Origin of the sequence: Microbacterium algihabitans (assembly GCF_032464975.1) — a bacterium.
GTDB lineage: Bacteria > Actinomycetota > Actinomycetes > Actinomycetales > Microbacteriaceae > Microbacterium > Microbacterium algihabitans.
The window spans coordinates 213,912-238,251 of record NZ_JAWDIU010000006.1 but is presented as its reverse complement, the minus strand read 5'-3'; the positions used below and the strand labels follow the sequence as shown (position 1 = coordinate 238,251).

At 71.0% G+C, this 24,340-nt stretch carries 22 protein-coding genes and 1 tRNA gene; 14 read left to right on the top strand and 9 right to left on the bottom strand.

Going from position 1 to position 24,340, the window contains the following annotated elements:
* Nucleotides 1-82 precede the first annotated feature (82 nt).
* The 7 genes from RWH43_RS15675 to RWH43_RS15645 all read left to right on the top strand — a co-directional run bounded on the left by RWH43_RS15675 (nt 83) and on the right by RWH43_RS15645 (nt 9,327).
* Nucleotides 83-1,462: an amidohydrolase family protein gene (locus RWH43_RS15675; RefSeq protein WP_316001903.1), complete on the top strand. Its 1,380-nt coding sequence runs from the start codon at nt 83-85 to the stop codon at nt 1,460-1,462.
* Nucleotides 1,459-2,484, top strand: coding sequence for an ABC transporter permease (locus RWH43_RS15670; RefSeq protein ID WP_316001902.1), 1,026 nt, complete (start codon nt 1,459-1,461; stop codon nt 2,482-2,484). Before RWH43_RS15675 ends, RWH43_RS15670 begins: the two co-directional genes overlap by 4 nt.
* Before the next feature lie 103 nt (nt 2,485-2,587).
* On the top strand, nt 2,588-3,775 hold the full coding sequence (locus RWH43_RS15665) for a substrate-binding domain-containing protein (protein ID WP_144833864.1): 1,188 nt from the start codon (nt 2,588-2,590) through the stop codon (nt 3,773-3,775).
* Nucleotides 3,775-6,288: an ATP-binding cassette domain-containing protein gene (locus tag RWH43_RS15660; RefSeq protein WP_316001901.1), complete on the top strand. Its 2,514-nt coding sequence runs from the start codon at nt 3,775-3,777 to the stop codon at nt 6,286-6,288. The genes RWH43_RS15665 and RWH43_RS15660 overlap by 1 nt, the downstream gene beginning before the upstream one ends.
* Before the next feature lie 50 nt (nt 6,289-6,338).
* Nucleotides 6,339-7,721 carry a M24 family metallopeptidase gene (locus RWH43_RS15655; RefSeq protein WP_144833868.1) on the top strand — a complete coding sequence of 461 codons (1,383 nt, stop codon included), beginning with the start codon at nt 6,339-6,341 and terminating at the stop codon, nt 7,719-7,721.
* On the top strand, nt 7,721-8,626 hold the full coding sequence (locus RWH43_RS15650; RefSeq protein ID WP_316001900.1) for an NAD(P)-dependent oxidoreductase: 906 nt from the start codon (nt 7,721-7,723) through the stop codon (nt 8,624-8,626). The genes RWH43_RS15655 and RWH43_RS15650 overlap by 1 nt, the downstream gene beginning before the upstream one ends.
* On the top strand, nt 8,623-9,327 hold the full coding sequence (locus tag RWH43_RS15645) for an SDR family oxidoreductase (protein WP_316001899.1): 705 nt from the start codon (nt 8,623-8,625) through the stop codon (nt 9,325-9,327). Before RWH43_RS15650 ends, RWH43_RS15645 begins: the two co-directional genes overlap by 4 nt.
* Here the strand turns inward: RWH43_RS15645 and RWH43_RS15640 are convergent.
* Nucleotides 9,320-10,003, bottom strand: coding sequence for a GntR family transcriptional regulator (locus RWH43_RS15640; RefSeq protein WP_144833873.1), 684 nt, complete (start codon nt 10,001-10,003; stop codon nt 9,320-9,322). The genes RWH43_RS15645 and RWH43_RS15640 overlap by 8 nt on opposite strands.
* Nucleotides 10,000-10,524, bottom strand: a complete 525-nt coding sequence (locus RWH43_RS15635) for a VOC family protein (protein WP_144833875.1) — start codon at nt 10,522-10,524, stop codon at nt 10,000-10,002. The genes RWH43_RS15640 and RWH43_RS15635 overlap by 4 nt, the downstream gene beginning before the upstream one ends.
* 150 nt (nt 10,525-10,674) lie before the next feature.
* Between RWH43_RS15635 and RWH43_RS15630 the strand changes: the two genes are divergently transcribed.
* The 3 genes from RWH43_RS15630 (at nt 10,675) to RWH43_RS15620 (ending at nt 15,032) form a co-directional block, all read left to right on the top strand.
* Complete coding sequence (locus RWH43_RS15630; RefSeq protein ID WP_316001898.1) at nt 10,675-12,864, top strand: alpha-ketoacid dehydrogenase subunit alpha/beta; 2,190 nt, start codon at nt 10,675-10,677, stop codon at nt 12,862-12,864.
* Entirely contained in the window at nt 12,864-14,261 is a 1,398-nt protein-coding gene (locus tag RWH43_RS15625; RefSeq protein ID WP_316001897.1) for a 2-oxo acid dehydrogenase subunit E2, read from the top strand. Before RWH43_RS15630 ends, RWH43_RS15625 begins: the two co-directional genes overlap by 1 nt.
* 129 nt (nt 14,262-14,390) lie before the next feature.
* Entirely contained in the window at nt 14,391-15,032 is a 642-nt protein-coding gene (locus tag RWH43_RS15620) for an NAD(P)-dependent oxidoreductase (RefSeq protein ID WP_154097487.1), read from the top strand.
* A gap of 79 nt (nt 15,033-15,111) precedes the next feature.
* Here the strand turns inward: RWH43_RS15620 and RWH43_RS15615 are convergent, their stop codons facing one another.
* Both RWH43_RS15615 and RWH43_RS15610 read right to left on the bottom strand, forming a co-directional pair.
* A complete protein-coding gene (locus RWH43_RS15615; RefSeq protein WP_144833883.1) occupies nt 15,112-16,434 on the bottom strand; it encodes a DUF4032 domain-containing protein in 1,323 nt (440 codons plus the stop codon).
* 78 nt (nt 16,435-16,512) lie between these two features.
* The gene (locus tag RWH43_RS15610; protein WP_144833896.1) at nt 16,513-17,616 is read right to left on the bottom strand and encodes an ABC transporter ATP-binding protein; all 1,104 of its coding nucleotides are present in this window, start codon (nt 17,614-17,616) and stop codon (nt 16,513-16,515) included.
* Nucleotides 17,617-17,828: 212 nt separating this feature from the next.
* Between RWH43_RS15610 and RWH43_RS15605 the strand changes: the two genes are divergently transcribed.
* The 3 genes from RWH43_RS15605 to RWH43_RS15595 all read left to right on the top strand — a co-directional run bounded on the left by RWH43_RS15605 (nt 17,829) and on the right by RWH43_RS15595 (nt 19,366).
* Nucleotides 17,829-18,812 carry a DsbA family protein gene (locus RWH43_RS15605; protein WP_144833898.1) on the top strand — a complete coding sequence of 328 codons (984 nt, stop codon included), beginning with the start codon at nt 17,829-17,831 and terminating at the stop codon, nt 18,810-18,812.
* 42 nt (nt 18,813-18,854) lie between these two features.
* Nucleotides 18,855-19,232: a hypothetical protein gene (locus RWH43_RS15600; protein WP_144833900.1), complete on the top strand. Its 378-nt coding sequence runs from the start codon at nt 18,855-18,857 to the stop codon at nt 19,230-19,232.
* A gap of 61 nt (nt 19,233-19,293) precedes the next feature.
* Nucleotides 19,294-19,366, top strand: a tRNA-Thr gene (locus RWH43_RS15595).
* 55 nt (nt 19,367-19,421) lie between these two features.
* Here RWH43_RS15595 and RWH43_RS15590 read toward each other — a convergent pair.
* The 3 genes from RWH43_RS15590 to RWH43_RS15580 form a co-directional block, all read right to left on the bottom strand.
* A complete protein-coding gene (locus tag RWH43_RS15590; RefSeq protein WP_144833902.1) occupies nt 19,422-19,895 on the bottom strand; it encodes a nucleoside deaminase in 474 nt (157 codons plus the stop codon).
* 69 nt (nt 19,896-19,964) lie between these two features.
* On the bottom strand, nt 19,965-20,246 hold the full coding sequence (locus tag RWH43_RS15585; protein ID WP_154097490.1) for a hypothetical protein: 282 nt from the start codon (nt 20,244-20,246) through the stop codon (nt 19,965-19,967).
* 9 nt (nt 20,247-20,255) lie between these two features.
* Complete coding sequence (locus RWH43_RS15580; RefSeq protein WP_437127396.1) at nt 20,256-22,163, bottom strand: amylosucrase; 1,908 nt, start codon at nt 22,161-22,163, stop codon at nt 20,256-20,258.
* A gap of 84 nt (nt 22,164-22,247) precedes the next feature.
* On the opposite strand from RWH43_RS15580, the gene RWH43_RS15575 reads away from it, so the two are divergent.
* Complete coding sequence (locus RWH43_RS15575; protein WP_316001895.1) at nt 22,248-23,225, top strand: DMT family transporter; 978 nt, start codon at nt 22,248-22,250, stop codon at nt 23,223-23,225.
* Between the two features lie 60 nt (nt 23,226-23,285).
* Here RWH43_RS15575 and RWH43_RS15570 read toward each other — a convergent pair whose 3' ends face one another.
* Together RWH43_RS15570 and msrB are read right to left on the bottom strand one after the other, a co-directional pair.
* Nucleotides 23,286-23,855, bottom strand: a complete 570-nt coding sequence (locus RWH43_RS15570) for a nitroreductase family protein (RefSeq protein WP_316001894.1) — start codon at nt 23,853-23,855, stop codon at nt 23,286-23,288.
* Entirely contained in the window at nt 23,852-24,271 is a 420-nt protein-coding gene (gene msrB / locus RWH43_RS15565; protein WP_316001893.1) for a peptide-methionine (R)-S-oxide reductase MsrB, read from the bottom strand. Before msrB ends, RWH43_RS15570 begins: the two co-directional genes overlap by 4 nt.
* Nucleotides 24,272-24,340 lie beyond the last annotated feature (69 nt).

The following is a 24,340-nucleotide window of genomic DNA, read 5'->3' as shown; positions in this document are numbered from 1 at the left end:
GTTCAGTCAGGCTTTTTAGCATCCAATCACGAAACACCACCGGCGCGACGACGCTCCGGTTCGACGAGGGAGTCACCATTCCATGAGCACGCGCACGCTGCTGCGGGGAGGGACCGTGATCACCGCGGTCCGACCCGGCGAGGTCCTCACCGACACCGACATCCTGATCGGCGCCGACGGCACCATCGAGGCCATCGGTCGGGGGCTGGATGCCGCCGACGCCGAAGTGATCGACGTGCGAGGCCGCATCGTCCACCCCGGCTTCGTCGACACCCACCGCCACACGTGGCAGTCGGTCGTCCGCAACCTCGCGTCGGACTGGTCGCTGACCGAGTACCTCGCCGGACTGCACACGGGCCTCAGTAAGCACTTCCGCCCCGAGGACACCTACACCGGGAACTACCTCGGAGCCCTCGAGGCCCTCGACGCGGGGATCACCACCCTCGTCGACTGGTCGCACAACCTCGCCACCCCCGCGCACGCCGACGCCGCCGTCGCCGCGCTCAAGGACACCGGCATGCGCGCCGTCTTCGCCCACGGCGGCGGAGCCGACCAGTGGGGGAGCCTCCCCTCGGCCAACGTGCACCCCGACGACGCGCGTCGTGTCCGCGACGAGCACTTCTCCTCCGACGACGGCCTGGTCACGATGGCGCTCGCCCTGCGCGGACCGCAGTTCGTCACCCCCGAGGTCAACGTCGCCGACTTCCGCCTGGCCGCCGACCTCGACCTGCGCGTCACCATGCACGCGGGAGACGGGTACTGGGGCAAGTCCGGCCCGATCCGCAAGCTCGACGCCGACGGGCTGCTGTCGGACCGGATCACCTACGTGCACTGCTGCACGCTGGCCGACGACGAGTTGCGCCTCATCGCCGACAGCGGCGGGACCGCCTCGGTCGCCCCCGACGTCGAGATGCAGATGGGACACGGCTTCCCCGCCACCGGCCGCCTGCTGCGCGCCGGCATCCGTCCCACCTTCTCGATCGACGTCTGCAGCTCGAACGGCGGTGACATGTTCGCCACGATGCGCACCGCGATCGGCATGCAGCGCGCCCTCGACAACGCCCCCTCGGTCGACACCGGAGAAGTGCTGGAGCGCATCAGCCTCACGTGCGCCGAGGTGGTGCAGTTCGCCACGATCGACGGCGCCCACGCCGCGGGCCTGCCCGACAGGACCGGCTCGATCGCGGTGGGCAAGGCCGCCGACATCGTGGTGCTCGACGACCGCTCGCTCGCCCTCACCCCGCTGAACAACCCCATCGGCAGCCTCGTGTACTCCGCTCACCCGGGCCTCGTGCGCGACGTGTTCGTGCAGGGGCGCCGGGTGAAGAAGGACGGCGAGCTGGTCGGCGTCGACATCGCGAAGCTGAAGGCGGATGCAGAGGCCTCGCGGGAATTCCTGCTCGGCGAGATGCCCGAGGCACGCCTGGACGGCACCTGGCACCCCGCTCTGGTGACGGCATGACCGACCTCGCGGCACCCCCGCGCACCGCGCCCAAGGACCACGGTCCCGCCGCGCGCATGGTGCTCGCCTGGCCCGGCACCCGCGCGTTCATCGCGGTCGCGGCACTGTTCGTGATCAGCCCGCTGATCGCCCCGGGGAGCGTCGGACCGACGGCGATCGTGTCGATGCTGCCGTTCGCCGCCCTCATCGCGATCGTCGCGATAGGCCAGACCCTTGTGATCCAGCAGGGCGGGCTCGACCTCTCGATCCCGGGGGCCGTGACCCTCGGCGCCCTCATCGTGGCCCGCTTCGGCGGGGACGACGCCCTGGGGCTGCCCGCCGCGATCGTCACGGCCGTCGTGGCCGTCGCCGCGTTCGGCCTGGCCAGCGGTCTCGTCATCACCCTGTTCGGTCTTCCTCCGCTGGTGGTGACCATCGCGGTCAACGCGCTCATGATCGGCACGGTGCAGGCGGTCTCGGGCGGCTTCGCCACGCAGAGCCCCGACGCCCTCAACCAGTTCGCGCTGAGCCGCTGGGGCGGCATCCCCGTCCTGGTGTTCTTCGCCCTCGCCCTGACCCTCGTCATCCATGTCGTGCTGAAGATGACCCGGCTCGGGCGCCGCTTCGAGCTGGTCGGTGAGAACCCCCGCAGCGCCGCGAACCTCGGCGTCGGCACCCGCGGGTACACGATCGTCGCCTACGTCCTGTCGGCTGCGCTCGCCGCGGCGGGCGGCATCCTCCTCGCGGGTCTGCTGCGCACGCCGACCCTGACGGCCGGCGACGACTACCTCCTGCCGTCGATCGCCGCGGTGGTCCTGGGCGGCACCGCCCTCACGGGCGGACGCGGCAGCGTCGTGGGCACGGCGCTCGGCGCCCTCTTCCTCGCCCAGCTCACGCAGCTGGTCCAGACGTTCACGCAGGCCACCGCCGTGCAGAACATCGTGCAGGCGCTCATCATCGGCGTCGGCATCGTCGCCCAGTTGCAGCTGGGCGGCACCGCCTCCCGCATCCGGAACCTCATGCGACGTCGGCCCATGGTCTGACATCCCGATCGCCCTCGCCCGCGAGCCCTCTGCGGCCGGCGGCGCGGTCCGTCGCGCCCTCACCCGTTCTTCCACCCGATCACCACTCGAAGAGGAGTACCCCATGATCACCACAGCACCCGCGCGGCGAGCAGGTCTCGCCGCCATCGCCCTCGGCGCCCTCGTGCTCGCCGGTTGTTCGTCGACCAACAGCGCCGGCGGCGGAACCGGCGGCGAAGGATCGAGCAACCTGACCGGCGACATCGCCGCCGGCAGCACCGGCACGATGTCGCAGTTCACCGACATCTCGGGCATCTGCCCCTCCGACGAGAGCGAGAAGGTCTCGGTCGGCGTCGTGGACGGATACGGCACCAACACCTGGTCGAAGACCGTGCTCGCCGAGATCGAGAGCGAGGCGGCCAAGTGCGCCGCCATCTCGGGCGTCGAGTTCATCGCCGGTCGCGGCGACCTCGAGGCCACGACCTCCGGCATCACGAGCCTCGCGGCCAAGGGCACCGACATCATCCTCGTCATCCCCGACGCCGGCCCCGGCGAGGCGCACCTGCCCGCGATCCGTCAGGCCACGCAGGCCGGCTCCACCGTCGTGAACTTCGCCTCCGACCCCCAGGGCACGGCGGGCACCGACTACCTCGACTACGCCGACCAGATCCCCTCGTTCGTGGGCAAGTCGAAGGCCCAGTGGATCGTCGACCGGCTCGGCAGCGCCGGCGGCAACGTCGTGTTCTTCGGCGGCCCCTCGGGCGCCCTGGTCTCGACCCAGGAGTACGCCGGAGCCAAGGAGGTCTTCGACGCGAATCCGCAGATCACGCTCATCAACAGCGAGCCGATCTGGACGAACTGGGACCCGGCCCAGGCGCAGCAGGCCATGGCCGGCGTCCTGTCGCAGGGAACGCCCATCAACGCGATCATCGCGGACTACGGCGCATCCGCCTCGGGCGTGATCCGCGCGTACGAGGCCGCGGGCCAGACCCTGCCGATCCTCACCTCCACCGACGACAACTCCCTCAGCTGCGGCTTCGCCGACCTGAAGGCGAAGAACCCCGGCTACGAGCTCGCCACCGTGTCGTCGCGCACTTGGATCGGACGCGTGGCCCTGCGCAAGGCGCTCGCCGCGAAGTTCGGCACCGCGGATGACGAGCCCTCGCTGTACGAGCTGTCGCTGTTCGAAGACTCCACCGGTTCGGCCGAGGGGTCGAAGACGCCCGAAGAGGCCTGCCTGCCCGACGCGCCGTCCGACGCGACGCCGTCGACGCTGCTGAGCTCCGACGAGATCACGAAGCTGTTCGGCTGATGAACGAGACCCCCACGGCCGTGGCCTCCGCACTCACTCTCTCGGGCATCACCAAGACCTACCCCGGTGTCACCGCTCTCGACGCGGTCTCGGTCGACATCGCCGCCGGTCGCGTGCACGCCGTGCTCGGCGAGAACGGCGCCGGAAAGTCCACGCTCGTGGGGATCGCGGCCGGATCGGTGGTGCCGGATGCCGGGACCATCGGTCTCGCCGGCCGCGAGTTCGACCGCATCCGCCCCGCCGAGGCGCGCGAGGCGGGGCTGGCGATCGTCTACCAGATCCCCGCCCTGGCGCCCTCGTTGAGCGTGGTGGATGCCGTGCTGCTGCTCCTGCCGGCGAGCAAGCGCCCCTCGCGGCGCACGGCGGCGGCGTGGGTGACAGCCCACTTCGCCCGTCTTTCGCTGTCGATCGACCCGCACGCGCAGGTGTCGTCGCTGTCGTTGCGCGAGGCGCATCTCGTGGAGATCGCCGCCGCCTTGGCATCCGATCCCCGGGTGCTCGTGCTCGACGAGCCGACCGAGGCGCTCGGACCGGAGGAGACGGCCTGGCTGTTCGGCCAGGTGCGCTCGCTCCTGGCCGACGGGGTGGCGATCGTCTACATCACCCACCGCATCCCCGAGGTCATGGAGATCGGCGACGACCTCACGGTGCTCCGCGACGGTCGCGTCGTGGGCCGCGGTCTCGTCGAGGACTTCTCGGCCGACGAGGTCGTCGAACTCATCGTCGGACGCTCGCTCGAGACGACCTTCCCCGACAAGCCGGCCGCTCCGTCGGCATCCGAGACCCCCGCCCTCGAAGTCCTCGAGCTCAGCGGCGAGGGGTACGAGAACGTGTCGTTCTCGGTCTATCCCGGACAGATCATCGGTCTCGCCGGTGTCGAGGGCAACGGCCAGCGGCGCGTGCTGCGCGGCATCGCCGGCAACGGCTCGAGCGACGGCCGGGTGCTCGTGGGCGGACGCGAGATCTCGTTGCGTTCGCGCCGATCCGCCGCGGCGGCGGGGGTCGTCTTCCTCCCCGGCGATCGCATCGGTGAGGCGATGTTCGGCAAGATGTCGATCCGCGAGAACGCCGTCGCGGGTGCACTGGGCGCCGCGATGCCCGGCGGCTTCGTCCTCCGTCGCCGCGAGTACGACCTGACCCGTGAGGGAGTGGCCGGTCTGGCCGTGAAGACGCCGCACTTCGAGGTGCCGGTGTCTTCGCTGTCGGGCGGAAACCAGCAGAAGGTGTTGTTGGCCCGAGGTCGACTCGGCGACCCGAAGGTGCTGCTCGTCGAAGACCCCACGCAGGGGGTCGACGCCGGCGCCCGCGTCGACATCTACGCCTTCCTGCGCGAGCTCGCCGCCTCCGGTGTCGCCGTCGTCGTGCTGTCGACGGATGCCGTCGAGCTCGAGGGACTGTGCGATCGCGTCGTGGTCTTCTCCCGCGGGCGCGTGCAGACCACCCTCGTCGGCGACGAGGTCGACGAGCGCGCCATCACGGGAGCCGCGGTGATGTCGTCGGAGACGGCATCGGTCGAGGTGGCCGTGCACGCGCGACGTTCGCGCTCGCGCAGCCTCTTCGCCGGCGAGACGCAGGCCGTCGTGCTGCTCGGGCTCGCGGTGGCCCTGTCGATCGTGACGTCGTTCGTGTCGTCGGCGTTCCTCAGCCCGCTGAGCATCAGCCAGCTGCTCGCGGCGGCGAGCGTGCTCGTCTTCGTCGGCCTGGCACAGCTCGTAGTGGTGATGACCGGGGGCATCGACCTCAGCATCGGCTCGGTCACCGCCTTGTCGGCCGTGATCCTGTCGTTCTTCGCGCAACAGGGCATCGCCTTCTTCCTCATCGGCGTCGTGCTCGCCCTGGCCGCGGGTGCCGCGGTCGGCTGGATCAACGGCCTGCTCGTCACCCGGCTCTCGCTGCCCCCGGTGATCGCGACGCTGGTGAGCTCGATCGCCGTGCTCGGGGTGGCCCAAGTGCTGCGCCCGAGCCCGGGGGGCGCCGCCCGCGCCGACGTGCTGACGACCCTCGGCCTCGCGATCGCGGGAGTGCCGATGATCCTCGCCCTGGCCGTCGCGCTCGCCGTCGTGATGTGGTTCGTCATCCAGCGCACCCGCGGGGGCCGTGGCCTGCGCGCTGCCGGGTCCGACCCGGTCAAGGCCAACCGCATGGGCGTGCGCGTGCCGCGCACCCGGCTGCTGGCATCCGTCGCCGCCGGCACCCTCGCCGCCGTCGCGGGTCTCGCGGTGTACTCGCGGTCGGGTATCGGCGACGCCAACGCCGCGCAGGCGTTGACGCTCACCTCGGTGACCGCCGTCGTCATCGCCGGCGCGAGCATCTTCGGCGGGTCGGGGTCGGCGCTCGCCGTCGCGGCGGCAGGGCTGCTCCTGCAGACGGTGACGAGCGCCCTGGCGTTCCTCTCGCTCGGTCTGTCGTGGCAGTACTGGATCCAGGGCGCGTTCGTGCTGTTCGCGGCCGTCGTGCCGCTGGTCATGCTGCTCGTCCGCCGCCGCCGCCCCTCGAGCGTGCGGTCGGGCTGAACGCCTCCGACCGCGACATCCCCTCTTTCAGCCCTCTAGGAAGGCCCAACATGAAGAACACCGGAACCACGGGCACCAACGGTGTCGACTGGGAGGCGCGCGTCGACTTCGATCGCCTGCGCGACGAACGGCTGGCGCGGGTCAAGGCCGAGCTCGACCGCTCCGAGCTCGGGGCGGTGCTCGCCTTCGACTTCTCCAACATCCGTTACATGACGGCGACCCACATCGGCACGTGGGCGATGGACAAGCTCATCCGCTTCAGCCTGCTCACCCGCAACACCGATCCGATCTCGTGGGACTTCGGATCCGCGGCGAAGCATCACGCGTTGTACAACCCGTGGCTCGACGTCACGACCTCGGAGATGGATGCCGACCCCCACGCCCCGCACGAGGGCACGAAGCGTCCGCGCCTCGAGTCGGGTGCCCGCGCGGGCATCTCGACGCTGCGCGGGGCGTTCCCCCCGGATGCCGGCATCGCCGAGGAGGTCGCGCGCAAGATCAAGCGCGAGCTGGAGAAGTTCGGCGTCGCCGACCAGCCCCTCGGCGTCGACGTGATCGAACTGCCGATCCTCTTCGCGCTTCAGCAGGTCGGCATCCGCGTCGTCGACGGTCAGCAGGTGTTCATGGAGGCCCGGCGCATCAAGACCGGCGATGAGATCCGGCTCCTGACCCAGGCCGCGTCGATGGTGGATGCCGCGTACGAGGACCTCTACCGCTTCCTCCGCCCCGGCGTCCGCGAGAACGAGGCCGTGGGTCTCGTGGCCAAGACCCTCTACGACCTCGGTTCGGAGTACGTCGAGGGCGTCAACGCCATCTCGGGCGAGCGGTGCTCCCCGCACCCGCACGTCTTCTCCGACCGGCTCATCCGCCCCGGCGACCCCGCGTTCTTCGACATCCTGCACAGCTGGAACGGCTACCGCACCTGCTACTACCGCACGTTCGCGGTGGGGTCGGCGAGCACGAAGCAGAAGGACGCGTACACGCGGGCCCGCGAGTACATGGATCGTGCGATCGCGCTCGTGCGGCCCGGTGCGACGACGGCCGACATCGTCTCGGTGTGGCCCACGGCGCAGGAGTTCGGCTTCGCCGACGAGGAGGCGGCGTTCGCGTTGCAGTACGGCCACGGGGTGGGGCTGTCGATCTGGGAGAAGCCGATCTTCTCGCGTCTGGTCTCGTTCGATCACCCCGAGGAGCTCAAGGAGGGCATGGTCTTCGCCCTCGAGACGTACTGGCCCTCGGCCGACGGATGGGGCGCGGCGCGCATCGAGGAGGAGGTCGTGGTGACGGCCGACGGATGCGAGGTCATCACCAAGTTCCCCGCCGAGGAGCTGCTCATCGCGGGCCCGCGTTACATCGCCGTCGGCGGTCCGCTCAACAACCAGCGCGACTCGCAGTCGCACTTGAACACCACGTGGGGCCGCGGGGAGCAGTGATGGCATCCGTCGGTTTCCTCGGCCTCGGCTCGATGGGCGCGGCGCTCGCGCGCCGGCTCGTCGACGCCGGTCACGACGTGCACGTGTGGAACCGCTCGCGCGGAGCCGTCGACGATCTCGTCGCGGCGGGCGCGGTGGCGTGCGCGGCCCCCGCGGACGCCCTGGCGTTCGAGGTGTCGTTCTCGATGCTCGCCGACGACGCCGCGGCCCTGGGGGTGCTGGATGCCGGCGCGGTGGCATCCGCTTCCGGAGGCGTCCACGTCAACCTCGCCTCCATCAGCCCGGCGGCGGCGGCGGAGCTGCGGTCGCGCTTCGCCGCGGCGGGATCGGGGTACGTGGCGGCGCCCGTCCTCGGCCGGCCCGCGGTGGCCGCGGAGGGCAAGCTCAACGTGCTCGTCGCGGGGGACGCGACCGCCGTCGAGACCGCTGAGCCGTTCCTGGAGCTCTTCGCCGCGCGCCTCTGGCCCCTCGGCGCCGAGGCTCCGACGGCCAACGCGGTCAAGATCGCGGTGAACTACGACATCATCCACGCGATCCAGGCGATCGGCGAGTCGGTCGCCCTGGTCGAGGCGCGGGGGGTCGACCCGCGCCTGTTCGTGGAGATCCTCACCTCCACGCTCTTCGGAGGAGTCGTCTACGGCGGGTACGGCGGAATGATCGCCGCGCAGGCGTACAACCCGCCCGGCTTCACCGTCGGTCTCGGTTACAAGGATCTGAGGTTGAGCGCCGAGATCGCCGCCGAGACGGGCACGCACCTTCCGACCCTCGCCGCGCTGACGGCCGTGTTCGAGCGCGCGCTCGACGACCCCGACCTGGCCGAGCTCGACTGGGGTGCGGCCGCCGAAGTGACCCGCCGTGGTCTGCTCGCGGCATCCGACGACGACGCAAGAGGAGGCGCAGCGTGACGCGCAGATATCTGGTGGTGGGCGGGACCTCGGGGATCGGGCGCGAGATCGCCGCCTCCCTCTCCGCCGACGGACACGAGGTGACCCTGACGGGTCGCGATGCGGGCGTCGCGGCGGCGGTGGCGGCCGAGATCGGACCGAACGTGCGGGGCATCGCCGTCGACATCTCCGAGCCCGAGCACATCGCGCCCGCCCTCGCCGACGTCGGTCCTCTCGACGGCCTGGTGCTCGCCGCCATCGAGCGCGACGCCAACACCGTGCGCGAGTACGACATCGCCCGCGCTCGGCGTCTCGTCACCCTCAAACTCGTGGGGTACACCGAGACGGTGCACGCGCTGCTCGATCGGCTCGTGCCCCAGCGCTCGACGGGCATCGTGCTCTTCGGCGGTCGCGCGAAGGACGCGCCCTACCCCGGGTCGGTCACGGTCTCGACGATCAACGGCGGGGTCGAGGGACTCACCACCGCGCTCGCGCTGGAGCTCGCGCCCCTGCGCGTGAACGCCCTGCATCCGGGAATCATCGGCGACAGCCCCTTCTGGGCCGGCAAGCCCTCGGGCGTGCTCGAGGCGTACTCGTCACGGACTCCCGGAGGCGAGCTGGCGACGATGGCCGACGTCGTCGATGCGACCCGTTTCCTGCTGCACAACGGAGGAGTCTCGGCGACCAACCTCTACGTCGACCGCGGGTGGCGCATCACCTGAGTGCGGCGTCGGCGTCGAAGATCTCCGGATGCCGCTCGAGCTCGATGCGCGTGCGTCGGATGTGCCGCTCGAGCACGTGCGCGGCCTCCTCGGCGTCGCCGCGGCGCAGGGCGGCGACGAGGAGGCGATGGTCGTGGTGGGCCGCGCCGTCGTGTCGCGCGTGCGCGGCGGCGACGAACGCGCGGCGATAGTGGTGCGTCCGGTTCCAGAGGCCGACGACGGTGTCGCCCAGCATCACGGTGCGTGCGGGGGCGTACGTGAGCAGGTGGAAGGCGCGGTCGTGCACGAGGAACTCCTCGGCATCCGCCCCCTCCATGAGATCGGCGAGACCGTCGAGCTCGTCGAGGTCGGCGGGGGTCAGCAGGGGAGCGCTGAGGCCGAGCAGCACCGGTTCGATCCGCTCGCGCACCAGATACAGCTCCTCGCACTCCGCGAGGGTCAGGCGCGAGACCCACGCGCCGGAGTTCGCGACGAGGGTGACGAGTCCCTCGGACTCGAGCAGACGCAGGGCCTCCCGCACGGGGAGGCGGCTCGTGGTGTGCCGGGCGGCGAGGTCTTCCTGCCGGATCCGCGTGCCGGGCGGGTGGACACCGCGCAGGATCTCGTCGCGCAGCACGTCGGCGATCCCGGTGCCGGCTCGCCCGTGATCACGCGTCGGGGGCAGGGCGCCGCTCATTCGGCGGGCCTCGCGGGGTGCCAGAGCAGCGTGGGCGCGTCGCGCTCGTACGCCTTGCCTTCGGGGGAGCTGACGAGCTCGAACTGCATGCCCCACGGCGCGCGGAAGTAGATCCACCGCTGCCCGGCCGATGCGGCCCCGCTGGAGACCGGCTCGCCCATCACCTCGACGTCGTGCGCGCGCAGGTGGGCGACGGCGGCGTCGAGGTCGTCGACGTACAGGGCGAGGTGGTGGCCGCCGATGTCGCTGTTGCGCGGGGGAGGGGCCTGCCCGTCGGCGGCGTCGTAGGCGAACACCTCGAGGTTGGTGCCCATGCCCAGTCGGTAGAAGCGGATCTCGCGGATGGCCGTGCGCGGGTGCACGCCGAGCTGCCGTGTCATCCAGTCGCCCTCTCCGCTGCGGCCCGGGAGGGTGTACACCAACTCCGCTCCGAGGACGCCGACGAGGAAGGTCTCGGCCTCGTCGAGATCGGGCACGGTGACGCCGATGTGGTCGCTGCCGCGCAGTCCGGGAAGTCCCATGCCGTTCTCCTCCATTGGATCCAGTCGGACGTCTCTAGCGCCCATACTGCCGCACTTCTTCGGTCTCGCGCCTTGTATTGGAGACAATCGCATCGTACAGTGACGGTGAACATTCTGTATAGACAGACGCAACGACGCGTGAGGAGCGACATGGCCAAGCGGAAGAGGCTGACCACCGGTGTCGAGTGGGTGCAGCTCGAGACGACGCCCGCCGACTGGAAGGCGGCCGACCCGGCCCTGCTGGGCACGATGCTCGGTCAGCTCCACCTCATCCGGGCGTTCGAGGAGGCGGTCCTCGACCTCGCCGGCGCCGGCCTCGTGCACGGCCCCGCGCACTCCAGCATCGGCCAGGAGGGCGGAGCAGTCGGCTCGATCGTCGGCATGCGGTCGACGGATGCCGTGAACGGCTCGCACCGCGGACACCACCAGTTCCTCGCCAAGACCCTGACCCACGTGTCGAACGGAGTGCTCGATCCGAGCGCCCTCGTCACCCCCGACGTGCAGACCCTGCTGGACCGCACGCTGTCCGAGATCCTCGGCTTGGCGTCGGGCTTCTCGGGCGGTCGCGGCGGCTCGATGCACCTGCAGTGGCTCGAGGCGGGGGCCCTCGGCACGAACGCCATCGTGGGCGGAGGTGCGCCGCTCGCCACCGGTCACGCGTGGGCGCAGAAGCACGCCGGCACCACCGACGTCTCGGTCAACTACTTCGGCGACGGCTCGAGCCAGATCGGGTCGGTGCTCGAGTCGATGAACCTCGCCTCGACCTGGAAGCTCCCGGTCGCCTTCTTCATCGAGAACAACCTCTACGCCGTCTCGACGCGCGCCGACGAGGCCAGCGCCGACACCCGCTTCTCGGTGCGCGGGCAGGGCTTCTCGATCCCCGCCTGGCGCGTCGACGGAATGGATCCCCTCGCCGTGCACCTGGCCATGGGCGAGGCGTTCGAGCGCATGCGCTCCGGTGAGGGTCCCGCGGTCGTCGAGGCCGAGGTGTACCGCTTCTTCCACCAGAACGGCCCGTACCCGGGGAGCGCCTTCGGCTACCGCACCAAAGACGAGGAGGGGCAGTGGCGCGCGCGCGATCCGCTGGAGCGGGTCGCGAGCGAGATGCGACGCCTCGGGCAGCTCGACGAGGCCGAGGCGGCCGCCGTCCGCGAGCAGGCGGTCACCGCCGTCGCGCAGTCGGTCGCCGCGATCGTCGAGGCCGACCCCGATCGCCCCGGTCGCCGCCGCATCCGCCCCGAACTCTGGCCCGATCCCGCCGTGGTCGACACGGGCATCCGCGGCGACGCCTCCGAACTGGCCGACCTCACGGCGACCGAGCCGAGCGAGTGGTCGGGGCCGTGGCGCGAGGCCAAGTTCGTCGAGGCCGTCGCCCAGACGATGGACCGGCGGATGCAGACCGACCCGCGCATCATCGTGCTCGGCGAAGACGTGCACCGCCTCGGCGGCGGCACCAACGGGGCGACGAAGGGACTCGCCGAGAAGTACGGCCCCGATCGCGTGATCGGAACGCCCATCAGCGAGAACGGGTTCTTCGGCGCCGCCGGCGGCATCGCGATGGACGGCCGCTTCCGGCCGGTCGTGGAGTTCATGTACCCCGACTTCATGTGGGTGGCAGCCGATCAGGTGTTCAACCAGGTCGGCAAGGCGCGCCACATGTTCGGTGACAACAACACCATGCCTCTCGTTCTGCGCACCAAGGTCGCGATGGGGTCGGGCTACGGCTCGCAGCACCTCATGGACCCCGCGGGCATCTTCGCCACGCAGGCCGGGTGGCGCATCGTCGCGGCCTCGACCGCCGCGGACTACGTGGGACTCATGAACGCCGCGCTCGCCCTCGAAGATCCGGTGCTCGTCATCGAGCACGTCGACCTGTACGGCACGCCCGACCGCGTGCCCGACACCGACCTCGACTACATCATTCCGCCCGGAAGCGCGGCCGTCCGCCGCGAGGGAGAAGACGTGACGGTGCTGACCTACCTGTCGATGGTGGGACACACCCTCGAGGCGGTCGAGCAGACGGGCGTGGATGCCGAGGTGATCGACCTGCGCTGGCTCGACCGCGCGTCGCTGGACTGGGAGACGATCGGCGAGAGCATCCGCAAGACCAATGCCGTCCTCATCGTCGAGCAGGGCTCGCGCGGTCCGTCGTACGGCGGGTGGCTCTCGGACGAGATCCAACGGCGCTTCTTCGACTGGTTGGACCAGCCCGTCGAACGCGTGACCGGAGGCGAGGCGAGTCCCAGCATCTCGCGGGTGCTCGAGAGGGCGGCCATCGCCCGCACCGAAGAGGTCGCCGCGGGTCTGGAACGCGTGCGCGCGGCAGGGGGGATGAACTGATGGCCATCGTCGTCCGCATGCCCGAGATCGCCACGGGGGCCGCCGAGGCCGCCATCCAGAGCTGGCTCGTCGAGGTCGGGAACCCCGTCCGCGCGGGTCAGGCGCTCGTCGAGATCGAGACCGAGAAGGCCGTCGTCGACTACGAGGCCGAGCGCTCCGGCGTGCTCGCCGGCATCCTGCTCGCGGCGGGGGAGGCCGCGGCCGTCGGCGTGCCGATCGCCGTGCTCGCCGAGGAGGGCGAGAGCGTCGATGTCGCGCTCGCCGCCGTCGGCGGCTCCTCCGCGACGGATGCTGTTCCCGCCGACGACCAGAGCGAGGAGACGGATGCCGCCGCCGCGGCCCCCCGCGTGCCCGCCGTGCCCGCCCGCGGTGCCGACGAGGTCATCGCCGCCGCGCCCGAGGAAGCGGCATCCGCCCCCTCCGCTCCCGCGACGCCCCCGACCGCTCCCGCCCCCCACGCGGCTCCGATCGCAGCCCCCGCGGGGGAGGAGCAGCGACTCTTCGCCTCGCCTCTCGTGCGGCGTCTCGCCGGCGAACGGGGCATCGACCTGCGCGACGTGCCCGGCTCCGGCCCGCGCGGCCGCATCGTGCGCCGTGACCTCGACGCGTACGTCCCTCCCGCCGCCGCGGGGGTCGACGAAGCGGCCCCGAGCGCGTCCGTTCCCGTCGCCGCGCCCGCCGGAAACCCCGCGGAGAGCGCAGACCCCGCCGGCGCCGCCTACGAGGACGTGCCCCACACCGGCATGCGCCGCGCGATCGCCCGACGTCTCACGGAGTCGAAAGCGACGGTCCCGCATTTCTACCTGCAGGCCGACTGCCGGGTGGACGAGTTGCTCGCCCTCCGCGCCCGCATCAACGACGGACGCAGCTCGCGCATCTCGGTGAACGATCTCGTGGTGAAGGCCGTCGCGGGAGCCCTCCGCGACGTGCCGGAGGCGAACGCGATCTGGACCGACGACGCCACGCGCCGCTTCACCTCGGCCGACATCGCCGTCGCGGTGTCGGTGCCGGGCGGGCTGTCGACGCCGGTGGTCCGGGGCGCCGATCGCCTCTCGGTGTCGGAACTCGCCGCCACCGTGCGCGACCTCGCCGAGCGGGCGCGCGCCGGCACGCTCAAGCAGCGCGAGATCGAGGGCGGGTCGTTCTCGGTGTCGAACCTCGGGATGTACGGCACCACCGCGTTCTCGGCGATCATCAACCCGCCGCACGCGGGGATCCTGGCCGTCGGCGCGGCGACGAAGCGTCCCGTCGTCGACGACGACGGCGAGCTGGCGGTGGCGACGGTCATGTCGGTCACCCTGTCGGCGGACCACCGCGTTCTCGACGGGGAGCTCGCCGCCCGCTGGCTCGCGGCGTTCGTCGCCCGCATCGAGAACCCGCTGCAGATCCTGCTCTGAGGCCCCGCGCCGAGGATTCTCCTCCGAAAGCGCGCCGAACACCCCGGGTCGCGTTGCCCGCACGGTGAGATCACGGCACGCTGGGTCGAGGACGAGGTCTCGTCCCTTGGACTCACGAAAGGAACGCCCATGCCCCGCATCGCCGTCATCGGAGGCACCGGCTACGCCGGCAGCAACATCGTGACCGAGGCCGTGCGCCGTGGTCACACGGTCGTCTCGGTCGCGCGCACGGTTCCCGCTGAGCGCGTCGAGGGCGCCACCTACATCGAGGGCACCGTGCTCGACGTCCCCGGCCTGGTGGCGGAGCTCGAGGGCGTCGACGTGGTCGTCTCGGCCGTCGCCCCGCGCGGCGACATGGAGGGCAAACTGCGTCCCGCGGTCGCCGAGCTCGTCGCGGCCCTGCCGGAGAACGTGCGCATCGGGGTCGTCGGAGGGGCGGGCGGATCGCTCGTCGCCGAGGGCGGGCCGCGCCTGATCGACACCGACGGCTTCGCTGAGGAGTACAAGCCCGAGGCGCGCGAGGCCATCGGCATCCTCGAAGACCTCGAGGCCGACGACACCGGACGCGACTGGTTCTACGTGCACCCCGCGGGCGGCTTCGGCGCCTGGGCCCCGGGCGAGCGCACCGGCTCGTACCGTGACGGCGGCGCCGTGCTCGTCACCGACGACGAGGGCAACTCCTTCATCGGCGGCGCGGACTTCGCCGTCGCCGTCGTCGACGAGATCGAGAACCCGAAGCACTCGCGCGAGCGTTTCACCGTCGGGTACTGACCCGCGGAACATCGAGGCCGCGGCATCCGGATCAGCTTCCGGATGCCGCGGCCTCGGTCGTTCTGCGGTGCGTGGTCCGTCAGACCAGGTCTCGCCAATCGACCAGGTCGGTGTCGGTGGTCGGCACCTCGCCCGTCGACGGGGCGTCGGCGTCCGACACCGTCGGGATCGACAGCGTGTCGGTGGGAGGCCCCATCACGGTGGCCTCGTCGCGGCGGTGACGCAGCACGTCGTCGATGTACGAGCTGACCACCTCGGCCAGCGGCACCGACCGGCCCCGCGCCTGCGACATGTACCAGCGGTGCTCGAGTACCTGGTGGAACACCTCGGCGGGCTCCAGCTTGGCGCGCAGGTCCCAGGGGATGGCCATGACGATCGGCTCGAACACGCGGGTGAGCCACTCGTGCGCGACCATCTCCTCGTCGGCGCCGAGACGCGAGACGCGGGCGCGGAACTCGTCGAGGTCGTTCAGCAGACGACGAGCCTGGTTCTCTTCGACGTCGAGTCCGGTGAGCCGCAGCAGACGACGCTGGTGGTGACCGGCATCCACCACCTTCGGCTGGATCGACACCCGGGTGCCATCGCTCGCGGTGCGGATCGACATCTCGCCGATGTCGAAGCCGAGGGCGTTCAGACGGTGCACGCGCTCGGTGATGCGCCACGACTCGTCGACGCCGAAGGACTCCTTGTCGGTGAGCGCGCCCCACAGCGAGTGGTACGACGACACGAGGCCGTCGGCGACCGCGACCGCGTCGACCCCGCCCTCGAGGCGTCCGCCGGCTTCGAGGTCCATGATCTCGCCCGCGATGTTGATGCGCGCGATGTCGAGGTCGTGGGCGCGCTGGCCGGGGGTCAGTCGGTTGCCGTGCAGCTCGCCCGTCTCGGCGTCGACGAGGTAGGCCGCGAACTCGCCCGCGTCACGGCGGAAGAGCGTGTTCGACAGCGAGACGTCGCCCCAGTAGAAGCCGACGTTGTGCAGACGCACGAGCAGCACCGCGAGGGCGTCGACGAGACGCGTGGCGGTGTGGGGGCGCAGCACCTGGGTGAACAGGGCGCGGTAGGGGAGCGAGAAGCGCAGGTGCGCCGTCACGAGCGCCGCGGGAAGCGGGCGACCCGAGGCGTCGGTGCGCCCGGCGATGACGGCGACGCGGTCGACGCACGGGGCGGCGAGGCGATCGAGGTTGCCGAGCATGTCGTACTCGCGACGGGCCATCTCCTCGGTCGTCTCCTTGATCGCGACGACCCGCCCCGAGAGGTTGGCGAAGCGCACGAGGTGACGCGAGATGCCCTTCGGCAGGGCGACGATGTGGCTGCTGGGCCAGTCGGCGAGACCGGTCGACCAGGGGAGTTGCAGAAGCCCCGGGTCGACGGTGCTGGCGGTGATGCTGAGCGATTCGGACACGGATGCCTCCGGGAAATGAGGCGGCGCGCCCCCGCCCGAGAAGATCGGGATCGGGGACGCGCCGCGTCGGTGCGTGGGTCAGGCCGAAGCGATGGCCCGGTCGGTCAGGCGCTCGCCCGACTCGAGGTCGAACACGTGGATGTGTCCGGGGACCGGGGCCAGCACGACCGTCTCGCCCGCGTTGGGGTGACGGCGACCGTCGACGCGCGCGACCAGGTCGGTGCGCTTGCCGTTGATCTCGGTGTGGCCGTAGAGGTAGCCGTCGGCGCCCAGCTCCTCGACGAGGTCGACGACGACCGTGAGGCCGCGGCCGTCGGCCGGGGCGACCTGGATGTCTTCGGGGCGCACGCCGATGGTGACCTCGGAGCCGTTGGCCTTGCCGATGGTGTCGGCCTCGATGGGAACGACCAGGTTGCCGAACTGCACGCCGCCCTCGGCCAGGTCGGCCGTGAACAGGTTCATCGCGGGCGAGCCGATGAAGCCGGCCACGAAGACGTTCTTGGGGGTCTCGTACAGGTCGCGCGGGGTGCCGACCTGCTGGAGCAGGCCGTCCTTGAGCACGGCGATGCGGTCGCCCATGGTGAGCGCCTCGGTCTGGTCGTGGGTGACGTAGACCGTGGTGACGCCGAGGCGACGCTGCAGCGACGCGATTTGGGTGCGCGTCTGCACGCGGAGCTTGGCGTCGAGGTTCGACAGCGGCTCGTCCATGAGGAAGACCTGGGGCTGACGGACGATGGCGCGGCCCATGGCGACGCGCTGACGCTGACCACCCGAGAGGGCCTTGGGCTTGCGGGTCAGGTACTGCTCGAGGTCGAGCAGCTTGGCGGCCTCGAGCACGCGGGCGGCGCGCTCTTCCTTGCCGACGCCGGCGATCTTGAGCGCGAAGCCCATGTTCTCGGCCACGGTCATGTGCGGGTACAGCGCGTAGTTCTGGAAGACCATCGCGATGTCGCGGTCCTTGGGCGGGACGTCGGTGACGTCGCGGTCGCCGATGAGGATGCGGCCGGAGTTGACCTCTTCGAGGCCGGCGAGCATGCGCAGCGACGTGGACTTGCCGCAGCCGGAGGGGCCGACGAGGACGAGGAACTCGCCGTCTGCGACGTCGAGGTTGAGCTTGTCGACCGCGGGGCGGGTTCCGCCCGGGTACAGACGGGTTGCGTTGTCGAAGGTGACGGACGCCATGTTTTCTTCTCCTTCACCGGCAGGTACGTGCCGGACGATCCGTAGTGAATGGAATGAACGGGGGCGACCCCGTGCGCCCGACGTTGGACGCAGGGTCAGTATCGCACGTGTCTGGTCATTTCTCAGCCAGCCTGGCTACCATCGATGGGCGGTCGCCCCACCCGCGCGGCCCCCCTGATTTCGTGCGGCGTCGTCCGCGCCCGGAAGGTTTCATGTCCCACGACCAGTCCCCGAACGTGCCCGCCGAACGCGATCGTCGCGAGGCGGTGCGCGAGAAGGCGCAGCAGGTCAAGGCGAAGCAGACGCGGTGGCGCATCGCCCGTCGCTCGCTGATCGGCATCGGCGCCGTCGCGGTCATCGCCGTCGGCGCGGTCGGAGTCTCGCTGGCCCTCAACTCGCGCGAGGCGCGGTCGCAGGCCCTCCCCGATGCGGCGAACGAAGACGGCTTCGTCGTCACGAGCGCCTCGGCGGTCGAAGACCCCCTCGCCGACCAGACCGTCGACGGCAGCGCCGCGAGCATGTCGGCGCAGGCCGCGCCCACCGCCGAGCCCTCCGCGGCGGCGACCCCCGAGCCCACCGGCACCGCCGCCCCCGTCGACATCCGCGTGTACGTCGACTACATGTCGACCGAGGCGCGCGAGTTCCAGACGGCCAACGCCGGGCAGCTGTCGAAGTGGGTCACCGACAAGGCCGCGACGCTGACGTACTACCCGGTCGCGATGCTCACCTCGAAGTCGAACGGCACCAAGTACAGCCTGCGCGCCGCCGGCGCCGCCGCGTGCGTGGCCACGCACTCGTCGGACCGCTTCTTCGCCTTCAACCACGAGCTGCTCACCAATCAGCCCGCGGTCGACTCCGACGGCTACAGCGACCAGCAGCTGGCCGACATGGCGCAGGGCGCGGGCGTGAGCGACATCGCCACGGTGCGCGAGTGCATCGAAGACGAGACCTACACCGCGTGGGCCAAGGCGGCGACCGACCGTGCCATCAAGGGTCTGCCGGGCACCGACGGACAGGCACTCACCGCCACGCCCACGGTTCTGGTGAACGGCACCGAGTACGTCGGCAACATGGACGACCCCAAGGAGTTCGCGCAGTTCGTGCTCACGGTCGACAGCAACGCGTACTACTCGACGGCGACGCCGACTCCGTCGGCGACTCCCTCGGCGACGCCGTCTGCGACCCCGGCGGGCTGAACGATCCGCTCCGAAGACGGTTTCATGTGGGATTCTGGTCACATGAACGATGAGCTCGAGGACTCCCCGCCGCGGCGGTCCCGTGATCAGCTGAATGCGTGGGTGGCGGAGTTCCGCGAGCAGGGTCATTTGTTCGCGGGTCAGCTCAAGGTCGTCGAGCAAGAAGACGCCGACAGCCAGGACACCGGCCTCGTGGTGATGAACCTGATGAACGCCAAGGCGTCGATCTACATGCAGCCGACGGGCTACGACGAGCCCCTCTGGGAGGCGACGCTCACCTCGCGTCCCGACGATCTGACGCTGACCCCGCACGAGATGGCGAGCCTCGCCGCCGAACTCGTGGTCGCGGGCAACCTGTGCTCGTTCCTGCAGTGGAAGTCGCTCGAGTGGGACCGCGAGAGTGGGACGCACCGCTCCTGACCCGTCAGGGACGGCGCGTCCGCCGTTCTAGACTCGTCGATCGAGATGCTCTGCGTCTCACGCCGGCTTGGCGCAATTGGTAGCGCACCGTACTTGTAATACGGGGGTTGCAGGTTCAAGTCCTGTAGCCGGCACCTCTCTCCAGACGTCCGTCCCGGATGCCGCGGGCTCAGGCGCGTCCGCGCCCGCCTACGACGCGTGCCGAGCCGTCCACTCCCGGAACGGCGCCGTCGCGTCGTCGACCGCGACCTGCTCGCTCTCGAGTGCGCGCTCCGACACGGGCTTCGCATACTCGTCGTAGAAGGTGGCGAGCGTCATCAGACGGTTGCCGTCCTCGTAGTGCTCGCCCTCTTCTTCGCGGGTGACGGCGAAGAAGAGCCGGTCCGGCTGCGCGTAGTAGACGGCCCCCAGGCACATGGGGCAGGGGTAGGCCGTGACGTACATGTCGTGGCCCGAGAGGTCGCTGATCCCCTTCTCGGCGGCGGCGCGGATGGCGCGGATCTCGGCGTGCGCCGTCGGGTCGCCCTCCTGGGCGACGTGGTTGACGGCTTCGACGACGATCTCGCCGTCCTTGACGATGAGGCACGCGAACGGCTTGCCGCCGGCGTCGACGTTCTCCTTCGCGCGCGAGATGGTCAGTGCCGAGAGTTGCTGGTGGTTCATGGCTCGACGCTAGGCGAGCGCCTCCGGTGCGGACCGGGGTGTGCCGTCGGGCCGGTTCGTGCTACCGCGTCACGAGAACGTCCGTGCGAGCGCGACGAGGAAGAGGAACCCCGACGACACCGTCACGAGGCCGGCCAGAAGGGCGCCCGCGATGCCCGCCCAGCGCAGCGGACCCGGCCGCGTACCCGCCTCCCAGGCGAACATCAACGCCGCGACGCCGACCACCAGCATCACCAGGGCGCCGAGCAGGCCGGCGGGGGCCCACACGGCGGTCGAGAGCGCGACGACACCGGCCACGAACGCGAGCACGTGCCGCGGGTGGTTGCCCGGAGGGGGTTCGTCGGATCCCACGTGAATCCGTCAGCGCAGGCGCACGCGCAGCCATCGCACGCCGTGCGGGGCGAGCGTGAGACCCGCACCGAGCCACACGGGGTGCACCGCGACCAGATCGAGCGCCTCGGGCGCGAGCCCCGACAGCGTGACGGCGTCGATCTCGGCGGGGGAGTCGGCGACGTTCGCCAGCACGAGCACCGCGAAGCCGACGTCGCCCGGGCGCAGGAAGGCGACGACGGATGCCACGTGCGTGTCGAACGCGACGAGCTCGTTGCCCGCGAATTCCGGCGTCGACCGGCGCACCTCGGTCAACCGCGTGAGGCGCGCGTACACGCGACCGGCGACGGTGTCGGCATCCGTTCGCTCCGCGTACCTCTCGGCGGGGCGGTGCGGTCGGTGCACCCAGCGGCTGTCGCCGGCCTCTTCCGCGCGCTCGGCGTAGGAGTAGTCGTTGAGCTGTGCGACCTCGTCGCCGAGGTAGAGCAGCGGGATTCCGCCCGTCGACAGGGCGAGCGCGTGCGCGAGGATCACGCGGTCCTCGCCTCCCGCGTCGCCGGCCTCGATGCCCGCGAGCGAGGCCGTGGTGCCGGTCACCCGGGCGTCGCCGGTGCGCGGGTTCTCCTGGAACGGCACGCCGCGGGCGAAGGAGCCCTCGGCCCGGCCCACGTAGAAGTCGTTGAGGAAGCGGCGATGCGGGTACCCGTCGATGCCGAGCTCGGCGGCATCCTCGTCGGCGAAGGTCCAGCCGATGTCGTCGTGACTGCGCACGTAGTTCACCCACGCGGTGCCCGCCGGCAGGGCGTGGCGGCGTTCGAGCCCCTGCTGCAGCAGACGGCCGTCACGGGTGGCGAGCGCCTCCCAGGTCAGCGCCATCTGCAGCGGGTTGTACGAGATCTGGCATTCGTCGGGCGAGATGTACGACACCACCTCGTCGGGGTGCACGATCGCCTCGGATTTGAACAACATGCCCGGGGCGGCCATGCGCAGCACCGCGTTGAACGCCTGCAGCAGCAGGTGCGCCTCGGGGAGAGACTCGCAGGGGGTGCCGAGCTGCTTCCAGATGAAGGCCACGGCATCCATGCGCAGGATCTCCACGCCCTGGTTGGCGAGGAAGAGCATCTCGCCCGCCATCGCCTCGAAGACGGCGGGGTTGGCGTAGTTGAGATCCCACTGGAAGTGGTAGAACGTCGCCCAGATCCAGCGGCCGTCGTCGAGCTGTACGAACGAGCCGGGGTGGTCGTCGGGGAAGATCTCGCGGGTCGTCCGCTCGTAGGCGTCGGGCATCTCGCGGTCGGGGAAGATCAGGTAGAAGTCCTCGTACCCCGCCTCGCCCGCGATGGCCTTCTGCGCCCACTCGTGCTCGTTGCTGGTGTGGTTGAAGATGAAGTCGACGACGAGCGAGATGCCCGCGCGGCGCAGGTCGGCCGCCAGTTCGGCGAGCTCCTCCATGGTGCCGAGCTTCGGGTTCACGCGGCGGTAGCTCGACACGGCGTAGCCGCCGTCGCTATTGCCCTCGGGGCTGTCGAACAGCGGCATGAGGTGCAGGTACGTGAGGCCGAGTTCACGGAAGTACGGAATGGAATCCCGGATGCCGCTGAGCCCGCCCGCGTAGCGGTCGACGTAGCAGACTCCTCCGAGCATGCGCTCGCTCTCGAACCAGTCGGGGTCGCTCGCGCGTTCGCGATCGAGCGCCTTGAGCGCGCGGGGCCGCGAGACCCACGAGCGTCGCGCCAGATCGACGATTGACGCGAGGCGCTCGAGCCCGTCGGGGCGGTCGCCGTACAGGCGCACGAAGAGTTCGTGCAGGCGCGGGAGGTGCAGTTCGGCGCCCGCGAGGAACTCGCGTTCGGCCTGCGCGTCGGTGAGGGAGGAGAGGATCCGCGCGACGTCGTGGGATCCGGAGTGCAGCTGTGTCACGAGCAAAGCCTGACGCATGATCGGCCCTGCGGGCGACACCGCCGCGGATCGATGGGCGCCGAGGCGGCTCTGCGGGGCCCGCCCCGGCCCGTACGATCGACGATGGCTCCCGAGCGGGAGCGCGGAGGGAGAGCGGTGTCGGAGCGCGGATCGGTCGGCATCGCCGTCGCCGGAGCGGTGCTCATCGGCGCCCTCACGGCCCTGCAGGCGCGCATCAACGGTTCGCTCGGCGCCGAGGTCGGCGACGGCATCGTCGCGGCGGCGATCTCGTTCAGCTCGGGCCTGGTCATCCTCATCGCCCTGTCGCTGATCGTGCCGGAAGGGCGCCGCGGTTTCGGGCGACTGGTCGCCGGCATCCGGTCGCGTTCCGTGCCGCCGTGGATGCTGCTCGGCGGGCTCGCGGGGGCGTTCACCGTCGCCAGCCAGGGCCTCACGGTCGCCACCATCGGCGTCGCCCTGTTCACGGTCGGCTTCGTCGCCGGTCAGACCACGGGCGGTCTCGTGCTCGATCGCGTCGGCTTCGGCCCGGCCGGTGTCGTGCCGGTGACCGTGCGCCGCGTGGTCGGCGCCGTCCTCGCGATCGCCGGCGTCGTGGTGTGCCTGTCGGGAGACGCCCTCGGCGGCGTGCCGCTGTGGATGCTGATCGTCCCCGCGGTCGCCGGTGCCGGCGTCGCCTGGCAGCAGGGGACGAACGGCCGCCTGCGCGTGCGCGTGGAGAGCCCGCTGACGGCGACCCTGGTGAACTTCATCGGCGGAACGGTCGTGCTGGTGATCGCCGCCCTCGTCCACGTCGGCGTCGTCGGGGCGCCGCGCGCGATCCCCACCGCGCCGTGGCTCTACGTGGGAGGGGCGGTCGGGGTCGTCTACATCTTCTTGTCGGCGGTGGTCGTGCGCCGCACCGGCGTGCTGCTGCTCGGACTCGGATCCGTCGTCGGCCTGCTGTCGACCTCGGTGCTGCTCGACGCCCTCTGGCCCGCGCCCGCCGCCCCCTCGACCCCGGTCGCCCTGCTCGCGGCGGTCGTCGCGATCGCGGGTGTCGTGGTGGCGGCCGTGCCGTGGCGGCGGCGGCGTCGCACCTGATCGGTCCCGGCGCACACGACGACGCCGCCGGCCGGAGCCGACGGCGTCGTGGGGATCACCTCAGAGGCGGGTCTCGTCGAGCGTTCGACGCTTCTTGCCTCCGGGCATGCGCGAGAGGTGCTTCGCGGCATCCACCGTCTTGCGGCGCACGGGGCGCGAGCGCTGCGGCTTGCCCCCGACGTAGAGCCACCCCAGCAGCACCTCGCCCTTGGCGAGACCATGCGCTTTGGCGAGCACCTTGCTGCGGGTGTTGTCGTCGGTGCGCCAGAACACGCCGAAGCCCGCCTCGTCGAGCACGAGGCTCAGCATGTGGGCGACTCCGGATGCCACGGCCTCCTGCTCCCACGCGGGGATCTTCTTGGAGCTGAGATCGGCGACGACCGCGATGATCAACGGGGCGCGGCGGGGCTTCGACGAGAGCCCCTTCTTGCCGTCGGCCTGGTTGAGCGCGCGCGCGAGCACGTCGCGGTCGGTTCCCCGGATCTCGATGAGGCGCCAGGGCCGCAGGGTCTTGTGGTCGGCGACGCGACCTGCCGCGGCGACGAACGCCTCGAGCTCGGGTCCGGTCGGGGCGAGGTCGGTGACTTTCGACCACGACCGGCGGTCGCGCATGGCTTCGAGCGCGCTCATGCTCCGTCAGCGGGGGTGTCGGCGGGGGTGAAGTTCAGCGAGAGCGAGTTCATGCAGTAGCGGTCGCCGGTGGGCGTGCCGAACCCGTCGGGGAAGACGTGGCCCAGGTGCGAGCCGCAGTTCGCGCAGCGGACCTCGGTGCGCTGCATGCCATGGCTGTTGTCGTCGATGAGCTCGACGGCCTCGGGGCGCACCGACTCGTAGAAGCTCGGCCATCCGCAGTGCGAGTCGAACTTGGTGCCGCTCTGGAACAGCTCGTTGCCGCACGCGGCACAGGTGTAGAAACCAGCGCGGCTCTCGTCGAGCAGCTCACCGGTCCAGGCGCGCTCGGTGCCCGCCTGGCGCAGCACGGCGTACTGCTCGGGGCTGAGCTCGGCGCGCCACTGGTCGTCGGACTTGTCGACGGCGTAGGTCATGGGGTTCTCTCCTTCGTCTCCTCCATTCTCCCCTGGGCGCGGGCGATCGGGTCGAGCTGGGATGATCGG